A 20,313-nucleotide genomic window follows, 5' to 3' on the forward strand; every position below is an offset into this window, starting at 1 on the left:
CGCGCCCGTGAAGCTTGCTCGCTCCACCGGCGCGGCCGTCTAACGTTTACGCGGCGCGAACGTAGCCGTAGCGCATGTTCGAAGGTGCCTTGGCCGCCTGCGTATACTCGTTCTTGAGCGAAGCGAGGCGGTCCTCGGAATAGGCCGGCATCCTGGTGTTGTCAGCCGCTCTCAGCTTGATCTTGTAGAGCCTGGTGGCGTTGCCTGCGAAGATCAGTTGCTTGGTGGCGCTATTGGCGTCGCCGAGTGGCGCAAAACCGTATTTCTTCTGCATGTCCTCCGGGATTTCGAGCCGGCGCATCGCCTCGATCTGCCACTGCGGTGAGCCGTACCAGACCGAGTCGGTGCCCCACATCACGTGGTCCACCCCCATGCCCTTGATCAACGTGCCAACCAGCGCGGCGCAGAATTTCGGATGCGCCACCGCCGAGTTGGCAAAGCATGTACCGAGCTCGGCATGGACATTGGTGACGCCGAACTTCTGCGGGATTTCCGAAAGATCCGTGGCCCACTGGATGCGGCCGGTCTGCTCGAACTCGGCCCACGCCTTGTCCGGCAGTTCGGTGAACGGCCGTAGCGCCGAGTGATAGATCACGAAGTTCATCTGCGGCCAATCCTTGGCGGCCTTTCCGATGTCCCACGCGGTTGCATATTCCCACACGCCGGCGAAGGACTTCTCGTAATCGGGCGGCAGCAGCCCCTTGTGGATGCAGAGCGTGGTGATGCCGGACTTTACCGCTTTTTCGTAAAACGGATACATCACCTGCTCGTCGTCGAGCCGCCATGGATACTTGGAGGGCGCCAGCGGATCGCCGATCGTGTAGGACTTCCAGGAATCCGGCTTGTAGACCTCGATCGCCTTGTCGACCTCCTCCATCCAGCCGGGCTGCTTTGGGGTGATGACGCTGTGCGCCAGCAGTCGGCGCGAGCCGGCGAAGTCGTTGATGAGTTCGCGTGCCTTGACAATCTGCTCATTGGAAAGAAGCCACCAGCTCGGATCGTCGAACGGCGCGCCGCTCAACAGCGCCATGTTGGTGTCGCTGTCGTAGTAGATCTCTTTCACATAGTTCTGAAACTTGTAGCGGGCGAGCGAGGACACGCCCTCCTCCTTCATCTTAGGGTTCCAGTGCTGGCTCGCAAAGTCCGCCAGCCCCAACAGCTCCTTGTGATCGAAGTCATCGCGCACGAAATGGGTCTGAACGTCGAAAATGAACTGGTCGGCGAGGCCTTGCGCGCGCGCCCGCATCAATTCGGGCTCTCGAGCCTCCGCAGGCGCGACCTGGAAAACATTGCCGTAGACGTCGTTCATGGCGAGGAATGCAGCCGCCATGCCGCAGCTCGTGTGCAGGAACTGCCTGCGGCTCAAGCCGAGGTGCTTGCCGTTCGCGTCGGCGAGCTCGTTGATCCGGGCCTCGACCTTCTTTTGCACGGCGCTCTGCGGGGGCGGCAGATACTCGCCATTGGAAACAATCTGCGTGGGAATCGGCGTTGCCGCCGATGCCGCCTCCGCGCCCGCGACAAGACGCTGCTCTCGCTCGCTAAGCCAGGTGCTCATTGTTCTTCTCCCTGTTTGTTGGGCCACGACGGCGCTGGTCGGTGCGTGCATCAGCTTCGCGCGTTTGGCCACTCCCGATCAGTCAGGTGGACGAAATAGGCATACCTCCGTTCAACCATGCATGAGGCCATCACACTCGCCTCACGCGGAGGCCGAGTCTCTTCATCACGTCATTCTGTGAGGGTACAGACACACTTGAAAACTACTTGCGGTAGCGGCGCATCTTCGCCGAATTCAATGCCCAAATTTCCAATGGCGCAAGTAAAGTTATCCGGCAGTCATGCTGTCCCAAAGCGCCCCATTGCGACTGGCAGGTTTGCCCGAGCGAGCGCAAAGCGCCTGTCGATCTTACGAGGCGCGCGTTGCAAATGAAGCATCGTCCTTCGCGGACGGATGGAGGGATCCTGCCTGCGTCAATTGCCTGGCCTAGACTCGATCCCGCAGCCCTTTGACGCCTTCCCTTTCGGCGCAATGCTCGCAACAAAAGAACGTGCCGGACTTCTCCAATCCGTGCCCGACGATGCGGATGCCGCAATGATCGCAAGTCGGCGCGAGCGCATGAATGGCGCACTCGAAACTATCGAAGGTATGCGCCTTGCCGTTCATTGTGACCTGAAAGGACTTGTCATAGTCATTGCCGCAGGTTTCACATGTAGCCATGATGTCCGCCTCCGTTATGGCGCGGTCGCCCCTTCGCATTCGTTTGAGTTCAATAACGGTATCTCCAAAGGTTGGTTCCTCATCCTGAGCGCACATCGACAAACTCGGCGTCCGTTGACACGGATTGGTCGAGGCGTCTCATGCTCCGGAATCAGACAGCATCTTCTGGAGTATTGCCTCGACCGACTGCGGCGATATCCCAAGCTCGGCAAATCCAGGCATGTCCGGCGATGACACCGTGTCTATTTCCATCAGCTCCACTTGATTGCGCGTCAGGAATGGAATCCGGAGCGTTTCGGAGGCCCATGCCAGTGCATGCCAGGCGACAAACGGGATTGGAAGCAGTCGAGGCGCAAGTCCGGCCTGATGCGCCACGGCTCTGAGCAACTCCTCGTAAGAGTAGACGCGAGGACCGCCGAACTCGAAGATATCCGGCGTCTCGGCGCGCTGCATGATCCGGCCAATCGCGTCCGCCACATCATCCACATAGGCCGGCTGCAATCTGGTCACGCCGCGGCCGAACATCGGATAGACGGGAAGCTGGCGGAGCAGCTTGAGGATGACGACGAGAAACGCGTCGTCCGGTCCGAACATCACCGCCGGACGGATGAACGTTGCCTCGGCGAACGCGGCCCGGACCACCTGCTCGCCCTCGCCACGCTTTCGGATGTAGCGTGATGGAGAGGCGGCATCGGAGCCGATTCCTGAAACGTGGACGAGTCTTTTGACGCCAGCCGCGTGCGCTTGAATGGCTACCCGCCGGGCGGCCTCGACGTGAACGGAATGAAAAGTCTCGGCTCCGCGCTCGACGTAGAGACTGACCGCATTCACAACGCCATAAGCGCCGGCAAGCGCATCCGCGACCGACCGCTCGTCGTGAATGTTGGCCTCTACGGATTGAAGTTGCGGATCATCAGCACCAGGCAAGGTGTAGCCGTGATCCGGATGCCTTGACGCGACCCGAACGGGAAATCCGGATGAGCGCAGATGTCGAACGATGCGGCGGCCCAGAAAGCCGGTTCCGCCAAACACGGTGATGATCTGACCGTTCGTTGCCACCATGGCCCATTCGCCAATTCATGTCGCAACCTCCCCATTATAACGGCTTCGAGCCCTGCTGCGAGGAATAACTGCCAGTCTACGATGAGGCCGAATCTAGCGGCGTTGCGGTACGGAACGCGCAAAGAGCCCGCGAGGGCGCAGGCGTTGGCAGCAATCGCTCTACAGGCAGGGCAATCGCTCTGGCGCAGCCACAGCTCCGATCCGCTAGATCATCACGGTGCCCACGTCGAACCGGACGGAGAAAAAAGATGATCTGGAAAAGCATCGTCGGACCCCGTGCGATTGCACCCGCTTCTGCGCGCTGGTCCGCAATATCTGATTTTGCTCGCAAGACGGCTGAGACAGTCTCTGACTTCGCCAGCATCGTGCACAACCTGGCTATGGACGTACGCGATAGCTACCGGCCCGAGCTGCACTACATGCGTGGCCCCGGCCCGAAATGGCGCGCCAAGCATCATCCCTTGGCCAAGATCGATTCTGACCGCCCACGTTCCCCTGCGTGCTAGAGAGGACCCCCTCATGCGGAACCTTAGCTTCGGTCAGGTTGGTCTTCTTGTGATCTTGCTGGCCCTGCTTGGCCTCACTGGCGCATGGGCTGTATCGGTGTGGAAGGCCACGAGCGACGCCGTGATGGATAAGCACGGCTGGATCGCCCTTGGACTCGGAACGTTCTTTTCGCTCCTGATCGGCTGCGGGCTGATGGCTTTGATGTTCTTCAGCAGCCGCAGTGGTCACGATGACGCCGCCGACCCGTTCAGGGAAAGGCGTGAGCCACCCGGTGAATGAGTTGTAACGGGGGCCTTTTGACCCTGAGCGAGCATACGGCCTGCGCGCGGCGTGCCGCGTCCTTACCACGACCAGCCCGGTTGCACCTGTTGATAGTACTGCCCGCCGCGACGGCGCGTAGTGCCAGGTTGAGGGTTCGAACTGGGCGGGAAAAAGGGGAAGAAGCCGTCGGCACCCCAGTCGTTGCCGCTTGCAATGACATCGGGCGTAGGCTGGCGCGTAATGAAGCCGCCCTGCGGCTGGTTGCTCAACACCGCCACGAACTCGGTGCGATAGTTGGTCTCGCGGCTCAGCGGCTCGTCCGAGACGATGATCGAGGATCGCGGCAATGCGGTCGGCGCGATACGATCGAGCACGTCCTGCGGGATGGTGATGCGGTCGAGCGCGCTTTTGGCGTCATCGGCGTTGTCGATCGTGACAGCGGTCCAGCGCAGGCCCTTGTTGCTATGCGCCACCGCCGTGAAAACATGCGTGCCGATCCGCTTCTCGGGATTGCGGATCGTGACCGGAACCTCGATAGACGCATCGAACACCTCACCGCCACCGTCCGGCGCTGGCTTATGCGTGTTGCGCCGCACGTAAAGCTTCTGCGTCGCGCGGCTGACGTAGACCGAGACCGGCTCGAGCGCGAGCTTCGCCTCGCTCGCCGCCTTGGCGGCGTCGGCCTTCCTGGTCGCGGCCGCCTTGGCGGCGTCCTTGGCCTCGGCGGCGGTGGGCTTCGACTTCGCGTCGGCCTGGGCGGTATCCAGCCGCGTCCCCAGGTCCGCGGCCTTGGCGGCGGCCTTTTGCTTGAGGTCCTCGGCTCGCGCCCTGGCCTCGTCCGTCTTTGCGGCGCCGAGCGCCTTGTCGGCTAACGCGAGCTCGACGTCGGCGCGCTTCTTGAGCCCTTCCAGCTTGCGCAGCGACGCCGTGAGCGATGCCGCCTCGCGCGCCGCTGCCACCGCGGCTTTCTTCGCCTCGTCGGCCGTCCTGGCGGTCTCAGCGGCATCGCGGACGAGCGTCTCGGCACGCGCCGGAGCGGCTGCGACGGCCCCCGCGTTTGGCACGAACAGCGTGGGGTGAGAAAACTCGACCGGAGCCGCGTCGTTTGGCGAGATGATCACCCGCATTCCGATCCGCGTCTTGTCGAACAGCTTTTCCGCAAAGCCGTAGGGCATCCGCACGCAGCCATGCGAAGCCGCATACCCGGGCAGCGGTCCGCCGTGCAGTGCGATGCCGTTCCAGGTGATGCGCTGCATGTTCGGCATCTCGGCATCGTCATACATGTTCGAGCGGTGGTCCTTGTTCTTCTCGACGACGGTGAAGACACCGGCCGGCGTCTCGCGTCCCGTGGTGCCGGTCGACACCGGCGCGCGCAGGATCCAGCCGTCGGCGTCGTAGAGAGTGACCTGCTGGGTCTTGATCGACACGATCGCCATGATCGGCTCGCCTACATCGCGCGGCGCTGTCTCCTCGGTGGGCGCCGCGGGGCGCGCCTGTCTCGCCGCGGCGTCGGCGGTCAACGCCGGAAGTAGCGCCGCCGCCACGAGCGCCGCAATGGCGGGAGGCCCGCAGCGCCGCATCGCCACTCTGGACTGCGCCGTCTTAAATCGAGTTACCATGCCACGCCCCGGTTTAAATGCCTGTCAGCGCTTACATCGATGAAGTGTCGGATTTTGGACTAACTAACCGCCGCCGCCATCCACGCCGCCAATTCGCGCCCAAGGGACTATCGGCACATTCCGGTGGCAAATCTCTCATATACGACAGCCCGCGGAGGAGGAAGGATGGCTTGCGGCTGAAATTGGCTCCAAACGGATTTCGCTGTCCTGTCGACGAATATCCGTTTTTGGAGCAAGTCGCATCATTGTTTGCGAAGTCCTGGCGTCTTGCTATGATCGAAAAAACAATCAACAGCGATAGGGAGAAGCGTCATGAGGACCGTGCTCCGTATTTTGGCGTTGGCAGCAGCGTTGGCCGCGATGGCCATGCCGGCCGCGGCTCAAAACTATCCTGAGCGCCCGATCAAGATGATCGTGCCGTGGGCGGCAGGCGGCGATACGGACAACATCTTCCGTCCCTTTGCGCCGCTTCTACAAAAGCACATCGGTCAGCCTATCGTGATCGCCAACGTCACGGGCGCCTCCGGCACCGTCGGGGCGCGCGAAGCCAAGGGCTCGCCGCCGGACGGCTACACGCTTTATGCGGTGCATGACTACATCCACCTCGTGCACTATGCCGGCGTCACAGAGGTCAAGTACAGCGACTTTGAGCCGATCTGCCTGCTCTCTGCGACGCCATCGGTCCTGACGGCGAGCCCCAAGACGCCCTGGAAGACCTGGGCCGAGCTTGCCGAAGACGCCAAGAAGCGTCCGGGCCAGATCACCGTGGGGGCGACCCTCGGATCGACCAGCCACATCTTCCCGGCGCTCATCGAAAAGGCGGCCGGGGTCAAGTTCAAGTACGTCTCCTATGAAGGCCTTGCGCCGCGCATGAATGCCATTCTCGGCGGCCATGTCGATTTGACGGATTCCAACCTGACGCAGAAGGGCAAGGTCGATGCAGGGCAGCTCAAGTTTCTTGCCATCGCTGCCGAAAAGCGCGATCCCGAAGCCCCTGACGTGCCGACGCTGAAGGAGCTCGGCATGGACATCGTCTACGCGGTTTTGCGCGGCCTGGTGGTACCAAAGGGCACACCGGCCGCGGTGCGCACCAAGCTGGACGAGGCCTGCGGAAAAGCCGCCAAGGAAGCGGAGTTCGCGGACGCAATGAAGAAGCAAGGCACGCGCGTCTCCTATCTCAACGCCGCCGAATACGGTCCATTCCTCGACAAGCTCGACCGGGAGAGCAAGGTGATCATGACCGAGCTCGGTCTTGCCAAGCAATGAGACTTGCTAAGCAATGAGACTTGGCCGCGATAGCGTTGCCGGATTGATCTTCCTCGCGGTCAGTCTGGTCCTGCTCGTGCAATCGTTTGGACTTCCGCAACTGCCGCTGGTGCCGGTCGGTCCCGGCTTCTATCCGCGCATCGTTCTGATCTTCATGGCCGTGACCAGCGCGGCGCTGATCGTGCAGGACCTGCTCGCGCGGCGCGCTGAGCCGGCCGACGTCCCTGCTCCGGCGCAGCCGCAACGGGCCTATGGCCTGGTCGCGCTCGCCTTCGTCATTGTCGCGCTCTACCTGGTAGTTCTGCCTCTGCTCGGCTATCGCATCGCCACCGTCCTGTTCGTCGCCGCGTTGCAAGCGACGCTCGAGAGGCCTACGACCTGGCGCCAATGGGCGGTCCTCGCGGCAATAGCGATTGGCACGTCGGCGGTGACGTACCTGGTCTTCGAGCGGTATCTCACGGTGCTGCTTCCTCGCGGTAGCTGGACAGACTGGTAGGCCATGTTCGAGCTTTTGGGACATGGACTGCTGACGGTGCTGCAGTGGAATTATCTCGTTCCGCTGTTCGCCGGCACACTCATTGGCGTCGTCGGCGGTGCACTGCCGGGCGTCACCATCACGATGACGATCATCGTCATCCTGCCGTTCACCTATGGTCTCGATCCGTTGCAGGGGCTGGCCGCGATGACCGGCGTCTATGTCGGCGGCTCCGCCGGCGGCCTGGTCACCGCGTGCCTGCTGGGAATTCCCGGCACGCCCTCGGCAATTGCCACGACCTTCGACGGCTTTCCAATGGCGCGGGGCGGCGCGCCGGGCCGGGCGATCTGGCTCGGCGTGTGGTCATCGTTCTTCGGCGGGCTGCTCGGCGGCCTGTTCCTGATCCTGGTGACCGGGCCGCTCGCGGCCATCGCACTTCAGTTCGGACCGTGGGAGTATTTCTCGCTGTTCGTGCTGGCCATGGCGATGGTGGCGGGCCTGGCCGAGTCCTCGTTCATCAAGGGGCTGCTGTCGACTGCCATCGGCCTCCTGATCACCGTCATCGGCACGGATCCGATCGGCAGCGTGCCGCGCTTCACCTTCGGGTCCGAGTTCATCAGCGGCGGCTTCCCGTTCCTGCCGGTGCTGATCGGGATCTTGCCTTTGCGCAGATCATGTCCGATATCGAGAAGACAGGAGTGCCAAAGGCGCCCGAGGCCGTTCTGGTCGCGCAGCCGAGTCTGCGCGTTTCCCACCTCAAGGTGATCGGCGAAATCCTCGGCCGTCCGTTCCTGCTCTTGTGGTCGACGATCGTCGGCATCCTGATCGGCGTGCTGCCGGCGATCGGCGGCAGCGCGGCCAATATGCTGGCCTACGACCAGGCGAAGAAGTTCTCGCGCCACCCCGAGCGTTTCGGCACAGGCGTGCCCGAGGGCATCATCGCCTCTGAGTCCTCCAACAATGCCAATGTCGGCGGCTCGCTGGTGACCATCATGGCGTTCGGCATCCCGGGCGACGCCGTGACCGCCGTCATGCTGGGCGCCATGACGATCCATGGCATCCAGTCGGGGCCGCTGTTCGTCTCCCAGCAACCCGCCCTCGCCTACGGCATCTACGCTGCATACATTTTGGCACACCTGCTGATGGTGCTGATCCTGGCCGCGGGCGCGCTATTCATGCTTCAGATCACCCGGGTCAGGCTCGCGGTGCTTGCGCCCGTCGTGCTGGTGCTTTGCGTAATCGGTGCTTACGCGCTCAACAACACGATGCAGAGCGTGTATGTCCTGCTCATCTTTGGTGTGTTCGGCTATGCGCTGGTGAAGGGCGGATTTCCGCTGGCTCCGCTGATCCTCGGCCTCATCCTCGGCGACCAAATCGAGATCAACCTTATTCGGGCGATCATGACGGACGACAACCCGCTGCTGTTCTTCACGCGACCGATTTCCGGCGCGTTACTCTTCTGTGCGGCGCTCTCGGTCGCCCTGGCTGTGTGGCAGCACATGCGTCATCGGGCGCGAACCGCGCCAGAGGAAGCACCCGACTTCTGACGCCGAGTTCGACCCTGGGTGCGGCATCCCTGACGATCGAGGTCGCAAACATCCAACTCGATCAGGAAATCGGGAGGCCGCACCACTGAGCGAAATTTTACGCGCGTCTCGAAGTCTAGCCTGCCTTTCGCTGCTTCAGGCTGCCGTAGAACGCCGTTTCGAAACTCAAGTAACCGACGAACGAAGCCGGATCGCCGAAGGGCAGAATTTGTGTGGCCCAGAATCCGCCGAACCCATTCGCCCGGTCGATCCAGTAGAAGAGATTGGCGAGGCCGGCCCAACCGAGAGCACCGGCTGGACGTCCCGTAGGCGCCTGCTCGTCGTTAATCATGAACGTCAGCGCCCACGACTTCGACTGACCTGGGAAGAATTCCGCGTCATTGGACAGAGAGGGGATGACCCCTCGAAGGGCCGTCACCTTCTTGTCGCCCAAGTGGTTCTGCACCGCCATGCGGACGGTCTCAGGCTTCAGCACGCGACCATTCTCACCCGCACCATCGTTAAGCCACATGCGAATGAACCGCATGTAATCGCCAACGGTGGCGTAAAGGCCATGGCCGCCCATGTGAACTTCCGGATTGGCTGGAAGCGCGAAGTCCATTGGCGTGAGCGAGCCGTCGGCGCCTCGTGCATGCATCCCGGTCAGCTTTCCGCGCATCGCCTCGGTGAGGTCGAAGCTCGTGTCATTCATTCCGAGAGGCTCGAAAATGCGCGTCTTGAACACGTCGCCGAGCCGCTTTCCAGTGATGGCCTCGACGATTTGACCGCACCAGTCGAGATTGGTTCCGTATTCCCATTTGTCGCCCGGATCAAACAGAAGCGGCGTCATCAGCGACGCCTTGGAAGACGTGATCACGCTGGGCTGACCCTTCTCCTGCGCCAAGCGATTATAGGTTTGACTGAAGAAGTCGTAACCAAAGCCGGCGGTGTGAACCATCAGCATGCGCGTGGTCACATCGCGCTTCGGGGGCGTAACCTCGGTTCGCCCGTGGCATCGAAGCCCTCGATCACCTGAAGCTTGCCGATGTCGGGCGCGTAGACCTTGGCAGGTGCATCCAGATCGAGCTTGCCCTGTTCGACAAGCTGCAGGATCGCCGTGCCGGTAATCGCTTTGCTCGTTGAGAAGATGGCGAAAACGCTGTCCGTCGTCATTTCGGCCGCCTGATCGAGCCGACGCTTGCCGGCCGCGCCTTCGTAGATATTGCGATGGCGGTCCGTGACCATCGCGACCACGCCGGGGACGCCCGGGCTTGACGCAACGACCCCATCAAGAACTGCGTTTGCCGACGCATTGAAATTGGTACTCATCGTCTTCCTCCCCTTTTCAAACGAATGCTTTCGATCAATCGATTGCGCCGCCCGGAGCTCGTGTTCGGACGCACGCGACCGCAGCGGTCGCGCACGACAGAACCGTTGTCACGACGCCTGGCGGCGCCTCGCTCAATGCATGGCGAAACCCGGGTAACCGCTCGCGGCGACCTCGTCGCATTTCCGGTGATAGGTGCCTACACCGCCAGTGTAGGACAGCACCCGCCGCGGCTTGCCCTCGACGTTCGAGCCGAGATACCAGGAGTTGGTCTTGGCAATGAGGGTCGCGTTGGCGGTTTCATCATGATGCGCCACCCACTGGTCTTCCGCATCCCTCGTCGGCTCGATGACTTTCAGATTCTTGCTGCGCAGATACTTGATACAGCCATCGATCCACTCGACCTGCTTCTGGAGGCAGGTTGTCATGTTGCACAGCGCCGCCGACGGAGCGAGCGGCACGGCCGTCGTGAACAGATTCGGGTAGCCGTGAATCTGCAGGCCCATAGTGGTGCGGATATCCGTACTCCAATCGTCCTTCAATGCCCTTCCACCGCGACCGCGGATGTCGATGCGCGTCAACGCGCCTGTGCCGGCGTCGAACCCGGTTGCCAGAACGATGACGTCGAGCTCGTGGATCGTCCCGTCCGCAGTCTGCAGCCCACCAGGGGTCACGCGCTCGATTGGATTGGTCCTGACGCTGACGATCTCGACATTGGGGCGATGGAAAGTCTCCAGGAAGTTCTGTTCCAGCGGCACGCGGTGCGTTCCGAACCCGTAGTCGGACTGGGACGGAATGAGCAGTTCGCACAGCTTCGGATCCTGGAGCCGCACGCGCATCTTCTCGCGCACGAATTCCGATATTTGCCGGTTGACCTCCTCGTCGAAGAACATCTCGCCGAAGGAGGCGAGCCACAGCTTCAGCGAACCATCGTTCCAGCAGTCTTCCAAAACCTCGCGGCGCTGCTCGGGCGTGAGATCGGCCCAGGCATGCTCAAAATCATACTCGAAGCCGGTGAACGTGCTCGGCAGTTGCTTGGTGAAAAACCGGAATTTGGCCTTGTAAGCATCGACGTCCGCGGCGCTGTATTTGGGATTTTTCATCGGGATGATGTATTGCGGCGTGCGGATGAAGACCTTCAGATGACCGGCATCGCCAGCGATCGTTTGGATGACCTGGATGCCGGTCGCCCCGTTGCCCACCACGCCGATGCGCTTACCGGCAAAGTTGACGCCCTCCTTGGGCCAGCGCGCCGTATGGAACAGTTGACCCTTGAACGTCTCTTGCCCCGGAAACCTCGACGTCAGCGGTGCCGAGAGCATGCCGGCGCAGGTGATAAGGAATTGCGTGTCGATCGCGTCGCCCATGTCGGTCAAAACCGTCCAACGCTGCGTAGCTTCGTCGAAATGCGCGCGCTCGACGGTCGTGTTGAACTGAATATCCTTGCGGAGATCGAGCCGGTCGGCGACGTAGTTCAGCCAACGTTCGATTTCGGGCTGACCGGGAAATTTCTCGCTCCAACTCCATCCTTTGTAGAGCTGTTCGGAGAATAGATACTGATAAATGTAAGCTTCAGAATCGAAACGCGCGCCAGGATAACGATTCCAGTACCACGTGCCACCGACGCCGGAGGCGGACTCGATCACTCTCACGTTTAATCCCTGCTCGCGCAGACGGTACAATTGGTAGAGCCCGGCGACACCGGCTCCGACGATCACGGCATCGAAGGTCGCTGCCTTCGGCGCACCGTTGCCTTTCCGTGACTCTGTTGCTGCTTGGGTCATGCTTCCCTCCAATGGCATTTGTTGTTGAACGGCGCGCGGCTTCGTTCGCCCGTCACGAGACGGGCGGCGCACACGTCGTCTGGTATCGTTCACGACAGAACAGTGGGCTGGACGCTCGGGCCTGCGTCTTCTAATTTCCCGACTGGCCGGTGACGGATGAGGAGGCTAATCGCCATCCGACGTTCGCGGCTTGGATGAATTCCGCATTCTTTTGGACGAAATGGCGGGCGTTGGAGCGCCGTCCACACAGGCCCTTGGCAAATTGCAAAACGGCCTTATGCTCCCCGGTCGCCGTCTTGCCAAAGAATAGAGCGGTTAACCGCCCCAAGAATTCGAGACGCGGGGAGATACGCGATGGGCCGGTTGATCACGGTGGAGGAGCTCCCGCAATACGCCGGCGGCGACCTCAAGTTAGACAGCGTTGCGACGGGCATGCCGGAATTTCGCCTGCGGGTGTTCCGCTACGCCCCATCCGAAATCTGCGTCCCGGCGTCGGAGAATTTCCTGATCGTCAATTATCGGGAAGGCACGACATCCATGAACCGTCGCGTGAGCGGACCATGGAAGCAGGATCACGTCGGCCGAGGCGTGACGACATTGCTAACGCGCGCGGAGCCTTCGAACTGGGTATGGCGACACGATATCGAAGTGTCTCATTTCTACATCTCGCCCGCACTCATGATGAAGACGGCAAGCGAGGCTTTCGACCGCGACGCGGAGCGCGTTGAACTCCACGACCTGGTGCGTGCGGAAGATCCGGTATTGGCCTGGATCAGCGATCAAATGGTTCAGGAGGTGGCCTCTGGAGGTCCGGGCGGGCGGCTCTGTTACGATGCGCTGGCCCTTCAGGCCAGCGTACACATCTTGCGAAAATACGCCTCTGTGCAGTTCAAGTTACCCTGCTCGCAGGGACGTTTCAGGCCAGCCCATGCGCGGCTGATCGAAGACTACATCGAACAGAACATCTTCCGGAACATCACGCTCGAGGAATTGGCCAACATCTGCAACTGCACGCCGGTTCAGTTTGCGCGCAAATTCCAAGCGCATTACGGAACCCGGCCGCATGCCTATGTATTGAAGCGCAAGGTGGAGCGTGCATGCCAGCATCTGCGTAAAGATCGTCTGGCGCTCAAGGAGATCGCCCTTGTGAGCGGCTTTGCCGATCAGAGCCATCTCAACCGGGTGTTTCGCCGGCACATGAACATCACGCCGGCCGAATATCGCAAGCAGCACTGAATGGCCGCCATCGGCCGACGATCGCAACTTATCGATTCTCGCCCTAGATCGTGACCTGCGTTCCGACTTCCACCACGCGGCCTGTGGGGATCTGGAAATAGTCGGTGGCGTCGTTGGCGGCGCGGCTGAGGCGGATGAACAGCAAATCCTGCCAGCGCGGCATGCCGGAATGCGCGGCGGGCTTAAGCGCGCGGCGGGACAGGAAGAACGACGTCGACATGATGTCGAACTGCCAGCCGAGCTTGCGGGCGATCGCCAGCGTCTTCGGCACGTTGGGCGATTCCATGAAGCCGAACCGCAGCGTCACCCGGGAGAAAGTCTCGCTGAGCTGCTCCATCCGCACCTGCTCGGCATCGTCGATCCGCGGCGTCGGCGCGGTCTCGATGGTGAGGATGACGTTCTTCTCATGCAGCACCTTGTAGTGCTTCAGGCTGTGCATCAGCGCCGTCGGCGCGCATTCGGGGTCGGAAGTCAGGAACACGGCCGTGCCGGGGACCCGCTGCGGCGGACGCTTCTCCAGCATCGCTACCAGCTCGGCCAGCGGGAATTCCAGCTTGCGCGATTTCTCGAACAACAGCCGGCTGCCGCGACGCCACGTGTACATCAGGAGCATCACGACGCCGCCGAGCGCGAGCGGCACCCAGCCGCCCTCGAACACCTTCAACAGATTGGCGGCGAGGAAGGTGACATCGAGGAACAGGAACGGAGCGATCAGGGCTGCGGCCGCAATCGGCGACCATTTCCAGACCCGCCAGATCACGACAAAGCCCATCATGGCCGTCACCACCATGGTGCCGGTCACGGAGATTCCGTAAGCCGAGGCCAACCCGCTCGACGAGCGGAACAGGACCACCAGCAAAATCACCGCAACGAAAAGCAGCAGGTTGATGCGCGGGATGTAGATCTGCCCGGAATGCGCTTCCGAGGTGTGGCGGATTTCGAACCGCGGCAGCAGCCCGAGCTGGATCGCCTGGCGCGTCAGCGAATAGGCGCCGGTGATGACGGCCTGGCTCGCAATCACGGTCGCAGCCGTCGCGAGCGCAACCATCGGGATCAGCGCCCAGTCCGGAAACATCAGGAAGAACGGGTTTTCGATCGCCTTGGGATCGGCGATCAGCAGCGCGCCCTGCCCCAGATAATTGATCGCCAGCGACGGCAGCACGATGAAGAGCCAGGCGGTCTGGATCGGCCGCTTGCCGAAATGGCCTAGATCGGCATAGAGCGCCTCCGCGCCGGTGACGGCAAGAAACACCGCGCCGAGCGTGATGAAACCGATCATGCCGTGATGGAGCATGAAAGAAACGGCGTAAAGCGGATTGAGTGCCTGCAGCACTTCGGGATGCCGCATGATCTGCGGCACGGCTGCGACCGCGATGACGGCGAACCAGACGCACATCACCGGTCCGAAGAACGCGGCGACGCGCGCGGTGCCGCGGGATTGCACGGCAAACAGCGCCACCAGAATGATGACCGTCAGCGGCACCACATAGTGCTCGAAGGTGACGGTGACGAGCTTGATGCCTTCGATGGCCGACAACACCGACAGCGCCGGCGTAAGAACCGCGTCGCCATAAAACAGCGCGCCGGAGATGATGCCGAGCAGCACGATCGCCGCCCCGCCCTTGCCGACTGCGCGCTGCGCCAGCGCCATCAGTGCCAGCGTTCCGCCCTCGCCATTGTTGTCGGCACGCAAGAGGATGACGACATATTTCAACGTCACCACCACGATCAGCGCCCACAGGATCAGCGAGAGCACGCCGAGCACGGCCTGTGGCGTGGCACCGGCCGCAGTCTCGCTGGCGGCGGCCACCGCTTCGCGCAGCGCGTACAAGGGGCTGGTGCCAATGTCGCCATAGACGACGCCGATGCTGCCGAGCATCAGCGCCTTGAAGGTGGCGGTGGAATGCGCTTCGCCATGACCATTGGCCGCGGGCGTTTCCGCCGCGGGGATCGCAAACTGGACTGACATGAGATGGGGGCCTCGGTTCCTTACCGCACTGCACAAGTGCAGAAGCGCAGCCCTATACTCCCGGGACGAATGGACAGGTTAGCCGGAATCCAGGCCTCCGGTATGCGCTTTCCGCATAGATGGCGCCGAAGGCTGCGGCCAATTTTCCATCTGAAATCAGATAGTTACTTGGGTACCCACCTCTACAACCCGCCCGGTCGGGATCTGGAAGTAGTCGGTGGCGTCGTTCGCTGACCGGCTCATCGCGATGAACATATGATCCTGCCAGAGCGGCATGCCCGACTGCGCCGAGGGCTTGAGCGACCGCCGCGACACGAAGAACGAGGTCGCCATGATGTCGAACTGCCAGCCGAGCTTGCGCGCGATCACCAGCGCCTTGGGTACGTTCGGGGATTCCATGAAGCCGAACCGCAGCCGGACGGTAGAAAATTTCTCGCTGATGGTTTCCATCTTGACGCGCTCTGAAACATCGACCCGCGGCGTTTGTGCGGTTTCGATGGTCAGGATTACGTTGTGCTCGTGCAGGACCTTGTTGTGCTTGAGGTTGTGCATCAGCGCGGTCGGCACGAAGCTCGGATCAGAGGTCAAAAACACCGCCGTGCCCTTGACGATGTGGGGCGGGCGCTTTTCCAGGCTCCTGATCAGGTCCATCAACGGCACCTCGATGCGCCGCGTCTTGGCAGTCAGGATCGCGGCGCCGCGGCGCCAGGTCCAGATCATCACCGCTACCGCAACGCCGAACAGCAGCGGCACCCAGGCGCCTTCCAACAGCTTCAAGAGGTTTGCGGCAAAGAAGCTCATGTCGACGACGACCAGGGGCAGGATCACGGCCGCCGCGGTCGCGGCGCGCCAGTTCCACAACTTCCAGATCACGACAAAGCCCATGATGCCGTCGACCACCATGGTGGTGGAGACCGCAATGCCATAGGCCGACGCAAGACCGCTGGAGGTGCGGAACAGCAGCACCAGCAGAACCACCCCGATCAGCAGCATCCGGTTGACGCGCGGCAGATATATCTGGCCGGCATGGGTTTCGGAGGTGTAACGGACCTCGAAGCGCGGCAACAAACCGAGCTGCACCGCCTGGCGGATCAGGGAAAAGGCGCCCGTTATCACCGCCTGGCTCGCGATCACGGTGGCGGCGGTCGCCAGCACCACGAGCGGGATCAACAACATCTCCGGGACCATCCGGTAGAATGAGTTTTCGATCGCCGACGGATCGGACAAGACCAGCGCGCCCTGTCCGAAATAATTGATCAGCAACGACGGCAACACAAAAAAGAGCCATGCGGCCCGGATCGGCTTGCGCCCGAAATGCCCGAGGTCGGCGTAAAGCGCCTCGCCGCCGGTCACCGCCAGAAACACCAGGCCCATCGTCACCAGACCGATGACGCCATGGGACAGCATGAACTGGATCCCATACCAGGGATTGATCGCGTAGAGCACCGTGGGATCGTCGCTGATGTGGACAAGGCCCATCACCGCCAGCGTAACGAACCAGATCACCGTGACCGGCCCAAAGAGCGAGGCGACGCGCGCGGTGCCGCTGCTCTGCACCGAGAACAGCACGACGAGGATGAAGATCGTCAGCGGCACCACATAATGTTCGAGCGCGGGCGTGACCAGCTTGAGACCTTCGACCGCCGACAACACCGAAATCGCGGGTGTGATCATGGAATCGCCGATGAACATCGAGGCGCCGACCACACCGAGCGCCAGCAACACCCAACTCCGCCGGCCCAGCGCCCGCTGACCCAGCGCCATCAGGGACAGCGTACCGCCCTCGCCGTTGTTGTCGGCGCGCAACAGCAGCAGCACATATTTGGCTGTGACCACGATCAACAGCGACCACAGAATCAGCGAGAGCACGCCGAGTACAATGATGCGCGATACCGGCTGGCCTTCAGCCGCGTGGGTGGCGGCCTCGCGGAACGCATACAGCGGCGAAGTGCCGATATCGCCGAACACCACGCCGATACTGCCCAGCGTCAGGGCCCAAAAGCCGGAGGTGGCATGCCCATCATGGGCTGCTTCGGTAGATGTGACGCTGACAGTCATGATGGAGAAGGAACGTTCTCGTCGTTGAATTGATCCGGGCGGCTATCGGCGCTTCCGCGTTGCCTGTCAATCATCGCGCAACCATAACACCACGCGCGATGCGGGACTGGCGCAAAGTAGTCACAGCGCCACGCCGGTATTATGGTAGTCGGACCGTATTACGGCTTCAGGTTGGGCGGAAGCGGTGGATTTTCGCGCATCAACGTGATGGTAACGCGACGGTTTGCCGGCAGCGTCGGATCGTCGGGAAACAGCGGCTGGCTGTCGGCCTTGCCGCCGACCGCGTAGATGTGGGATGCCGGCAGCCCTTCGCGTTCGAGGATCTGGCGCACAGCGTTGGCGCGGTCCGCCGACAGATCGAAGGCGCCATATTCGCCGCGTGACGGCAGGAAGCCGGCAGAGGTGTGGCCGACAATGTTGAGCCGCAGCGGTGTCGCCTTCAGCGGCACCGCCAATTTCTGGATCAGCCGGCGGGTGCGGTCGTAGGGCACCTTGGAGCCGTCAGCGAACATCGAGCGGCCATCCTGGTCGACGATTTCCAGATTGAGCCCCTCTTTGGTTTCCTCGAACATGATGTTCTTGGACATTTCGGTCAGTTCCGGCATGTCCTGCAGCGCCTGGCGCAACGATGCCGCGGCGAGCGCGAACTCCCGATCGACCTTCAATCGGGCGCCGTTTTCGCGCTGACGGTCCTTGTCATCGGGCGTCGGGGTATTGGAGGCATCCTCGGGCGGAATATGCTCGACATTCTTCAGCTTCGGCCGCGTCGGCAGGCCGTCGGATTCGACGATTCCCGAATGCCGGGACTCGGTCTGCACGCCAAACGCCTCGCGCATCGAGCCGGCGACGATCTTGAGCTTTTGCTGGTCCTGGCTGGAGAACGCAACCAGCATCACGAAGAACGACAGCAACAACGCCATCAGATCGGCGAACGTCACGAACCAGCCGTGACCGCCATGCGCCTCTTCGCGTTTTTTCTTGGCCATGCTCTATGTCCGCGCCTTGATGCTATCAGCCGATCAGGCCGGAACCAGTTCGCCTTCCTCGTGGCGGTGCTTTTCGGGCAGATAGGCCAACAGCATTTCACGCACCAAGGCAGGGCTCTTGGAATCGCGGATCATCAGGATGCCGTCGATGATCAGCGTGCGATTGGTTTCCTCGTCGATCAGCTTGCCATGCAGCTTGTCGGCGATCGGCAAACAGATCAGATCTGCCACCAGCGCACCGTAAAGCGTTGCCAGCAAGGCCACCGCCATGAAGGGACCGAGCTTCGAGGGATCCGACATGTTCGAGAACATCTGCACCATGCCGAGCAGCGTGCCGATCATGCCGAATGCCGGCGCGCAGTCGCCGATGGCCCGATAGATCTTCGAACCCTCGTTCAGGTGCATCAGAAAATTGTCGCGATCGCGCTCCATGTTGTCGCGAATGAACTCGAGGTCGTAGCCGTCGGCGACGTAGCGGATGCCCTTGGCGAGAAACGGCTCGTCGGTCTCAACCTTTTCCAGTCCGACCGGGCCCTGCTTGCGTGCGATTTCCGCGATGCGCGCCAGTTCGTCGACCAGGTCGCGCGCCGAGAGCCGGCTCATGGTGAAGGCGAATTTCGCGCCGAGCGGCATCCCGTGCAGGATTGCGCTGAGTGGAAACCGGATAAGGGTTGCGGCGAACGAACCGCCGAAGATGATGATGACGGCATGGATGTCGTAGAACATCCGGAAGTCACCACCCATCAAGATCAGCGTCGCCAGGACAATAAGGCCGACGATCAGGCCAACGAGCGTGGTGATATCCATTCTGAACTCCAACGCGTACGCGAACTACCGGACATCCTGACCGGTCGCGCGCTCCATTCGGAGCTGGCGCAGAGGAACCCTACGACCGCGCAATTAAAGAGCCGTAAAGGTTAAACTCGAACAGGGATCGTAAAAATGCGGGGCGGCGGCCACACGGTGCAAGGATTCGCTAACCATAATGCGCCGGCACGCGGCTGGCATTCTCTCGCCGTCATTAGCTCACTGCGCCTGGATGCCGATGCCGGCTGACTTGATGATCGGCCACCATTTTTCGATCTCGGCCTTCTGGAAGGCGGCCAATCCTTCCGGCGTCTGCTGCGCGCGCGGAGCGACGTCGAGGCCGAGTTCGGTAAAGCGCTTCTGGATCGCGGGATCGGCCAGCGCCTCTGTTGTCGCCGCATTGAGCTTGGCGATGATCTCTCTCGGTGTTCCCTTCGGCGCCCAGAAGCCGAACCAGCCGGACATGTAGAGACCGGGCACGCCGCTCTCGTCCGCGGTCGGAATGTCCGGCATCGAGGCCGAGCGCGTCGGCGAAAGGTTGGCGAGCGCCTTGATCTTGCCGGCGCGGATTTGCGGCAGCGCCGCCGCGCCCTGCACCACCAAGAGATCGACCGTGCCCGAGACGAGATCGGTCATGGCAGGCCCGGCGCCGCGATAGGGAATGAACTGCACCTTCTGCTTGGTCAGGCTCTCGAACAAAACGCCGGTGACGTTCGCCGCCGCATTCTGGTTGACGAAATTGATCTTGCCGGGGTTTTCCTTCATCCACGCCACGAGTTCGGCCAGCGTGTTCGCGGGCAGGTCTTTCTTGGCGACCATGAGCTGCGGATTGTTCGAGACCAGCGCGATCGGCTCAAAATCCTTTTCGAGATCGTAGTCGAGCTTGTAGATGATGCTGCCGACATGGGTGTCCCACTGGCCGATGTCGAAGGTATAGCCGTCAGGCGCAGCGCGGGCGACGCGTCCGACGCCAATGCTACCGCCGGCGCCGCCGACATTTTCGATCACGATCGACTGCCCGAGCGTTGCCCGCATCCGCTCGCCCATGATCCGCGCGGCAGTATCGGTCGATCCGCCCGGCGGGAACGGCACGATCAGCGTGAGCGGCCGCGAGGGATAGGTTTGTGCCTGCACGGCTGCGACGCCGAGAAGCAACGATAATGAGAGTGCCGCCCAGAACCGTCTCATAGCGCTCCCCCTCGCCCATTTGTCAGA

Annotated in this window: 14 protein-coding genes and 2 pseudogenes; 5 read left to right on the plus strand and 11 right to left on the minus strand. The window is 61.9% G+C overall.

The genetic code is table 11. The features are described from left to right. Window positions 1–46 precede the first annotated feature (46 nt). From ACFXS9_RS01400 to ACFXS9_RS01410, 3 genes are all read right to left on the minus strand, one after another. Window positions 47–1,555: an amidohydrolase family protein gene (locus ACFXS9_RS01400; protein WP_392684295.1), complete on the minus strand. Its 1,509-nt coding sequence runs from the start codon at window positions 1,553–1,555 to the stop codon at window positions 47–49. A 426-nt stretch (window positions 1,556–1,981) separates the two neighbouring features. Further along, on the minus strand, window positions 1,982–2,311 hold the full coding sequence (locus tag ACFXS9_RS01405; protein WP_392684298.1) for a hypothetical protein: 330 nt from the start codon (window positions 2,309–2,311) through the stop codon (window positions 1,982–1,984). Between the two features lie 42 nt (window positions 2,312–2,353). Next, window positions 2,354–3,277 (minus strand): complex I NDUFA9 subunit family protein, encoded by a 924-nt coding sequence (locus tag ACFXS9_RS01410; protein WP_392684301.1) that lies wholly within the window; start codon window positions 3,275–3,277, stop codon window positions 2,354–2,356. Between the two features lie 519 nt (window positions 3,278–3,796). On the opposite strand from ACFXS9_RS01410, the gene ACFXS9_RS01415 reads away from it, so the two are divergent. After that, window positions 3,797–4,063: a hypothetical protein gene (locus tag ACFXS9_RS01415; RefSeq protein WP_392684304.1), complete on the plus strand. Its 267-nt coding sequence runs from the start codon at window positions 3,797–3,799 to the stop codon at window positions 4,061–4,063. A 62-nt stretch (window positions 4,064–4,125) separates the two neighbouring features. On the opposite strand, the gene ACFXS9_RS01420 is transcribed toward ACFXS9_RS01415, so the two are convergent. Continuing rightward, complete coding sequence (locus tag ACFXS9_RS01420; RefSeq protein ID WP_392684307.1) at window positions 4,126–5,664, minus strand: L,D-transpeptidase; 1,539 nt, start codon at window positions 5,662–5,664, stop codon at window positions 4,126–4,128. Between the two features lie 312 nt (window positions 5,665–5,976). Between ACFXS9_RS01420 and ACFXS9_RS01425 the strand changes: the two genes are divergently transcribed. The 3 genes and pseudogenes from ACFXS9_RS01425 (at window position 5,977) to ACFXS9_RS01435 (ending at window position 8,952) form a co-directional block, all read left to right on the plus strand. Continuing rightward, complete coding sequence (locus tag ACFXS9_RS01425; protein ID WP_392684310.1) at window positions 5,977–6,930, plus strand: Bug family tripartite tricarboxylate transporter substrate binding protein; 954 nt, start codon at window positions 5,977–5,979, stop codon at window positions 6,928–6,930. Between the two features lie 13 nt (window positions 6,931–6,943). After that, on the plus strand, window positions 6,944–7,426 hold the full coding sequence (locus ACFXS9_RS01430) for a tripartite tricarboxylate transporter TctB family protein (RefSeq protein WP_392684312.1): 483 nt from the start codon (window positions 6,944–6,946) through the stop codon (window positions 7,424–7,426). 3 nt (window positions 7,427–7,429) lie between these two features. Beyond that, window positions 7,430–8,952, plus strand: a pseudogene (locus ACFXS9_RS01435) (tripartite tricarboxylate transporter permease). A gap of 115 nt (window positions 8,953–9,067) precedes the next feature. Here the strand turns inward: ACFXS9_RS01435 and ACFXS9_RS01440 are convergent. Beyond that, window positions 9,068–10,260, minus strand: a pseudogene (locus ACFXS9_RS01440) (serine hydrolase domain-containing protein). A 132-nt stretch (window positions 10,261–10,392) separates the two neighbouring features. Then, the gene (locus ACFXS9_RS01445) at window positions 10,393–12,042 is read right to left on the minus strand and encodes a flavin-containing monooxygenase (RefSeq protein ID WP_392684314.1); all 1,650 of its coding nucleotides are present in this window, start codon (window positions 12,040–12,042) and stop codon (window positions 10,393–10,395) included. Between the two features lie 354 nt (window positions 12,043–12,396). Here ACFXS9_RS01445 and ACFXS9_RS01450 point away from each other — a divergent pair, with 354 nt between their 5' ends. Continuing rightward, complete coding sequence (locus ACFXS9_RS01450; protein WP_392684317.1) at window positions 12,397–13,278, plus strand: helix-turn-helix domain-containing protein; 882 nt, start codon at window positions 12,397–12,399, stop codon at window positions 13,276–13,278. A gap of 43 nt (window positions 13,279–13,321) precedes the next feature. On the opposite strand, the gene ACFXS9_RS01455 is transcribed toward ACFXS9_RS01450, so the two are convergent. The 5 genes from ACFXS9_RS01455 to ACFXS9_RS01475 all read right to left on the minus strand — a co-directional run bounded on the left by ACFXS9_RS01455 (window position 13,322) and on the right by ACFXS9_RS01475 (window position 20,286). After that, window positions 13,322–15,247: a potassium transporter Kup gene (locus ACFXS9_RS01455; protein WP_392684320.1), complete on the minus strand. Its 1,926-nt coding sequence runs from the start codon at window positions 15,245–15,247 to the stop codon at window positions 13,322–13,324. A 156-nt stretch (window positions 15,248–15,403) separates the two neighbouring features. Then, window positions 15,404–17,305 (minus strand): potassium transporter Kup, encoded by a 1,902-nt coding sequence (locus ACFXS9_RS01460; protein ID WP_392684322.1) that lies wholly within the window; start codon window positions 17,303–17,305, stop codon window positions 15,404–15,406. A 158-nt stretch (window positions 17,306–17,463) separates the two neighbouring features. Then, window positions 17,464–18,291, minus strand: coding sequence for a flagellar motor protein MotB (locus tag ACFXS9_RS01465; RefSeq protein WP_028349766.1), 828 nt, complete (start codon window positions 18,289–18,291; stop codon window positions 17,464–17,466). Window positions 18,292–18,324: 33 nt separating this feature from the next. Next, window positions 18,325–19,098 carry a motility protein A gene (locus ACFXS9_RS01470; RefSeq protein ID WP_392684325.1) on the minus strand — a complete coding sequence of 258 codons (774 nt, stop codon included), beginning with the start codon at window positions 19,096–19,098 and terminating at the stop codon, window positions 18,325–18,327. Between the two features lie 219 nt (window positions 19,099–19,317). After that, on the minus strand, window positions 19,318–20,286 hold the full coding sequence (locus tag ACFXS9_RS01475) for a Bug family tripartite tricarboxylate transporter substrate binding protein (RefSeq protein ID WP_392684328.1): 969 nt from the start codon (window positions 20,284–20,286) through the stop codon (window positions 19,318–19,320). Between the last annotated feature and the right edge of the window lie 27 nt (window positions 20,287–20,313).

Source organism: Bradyrhizobium sp. RDI18, assembly GCF_043203335.1.
In the GTDB taxonomy this organism is placed as follows: Bacteria; Pseudomonadota; Alphaproteobacteria; order Rhizobiales; family Xanthobacteraceae; genus Bradyrhizobium; species Bradyrhizobium retamae.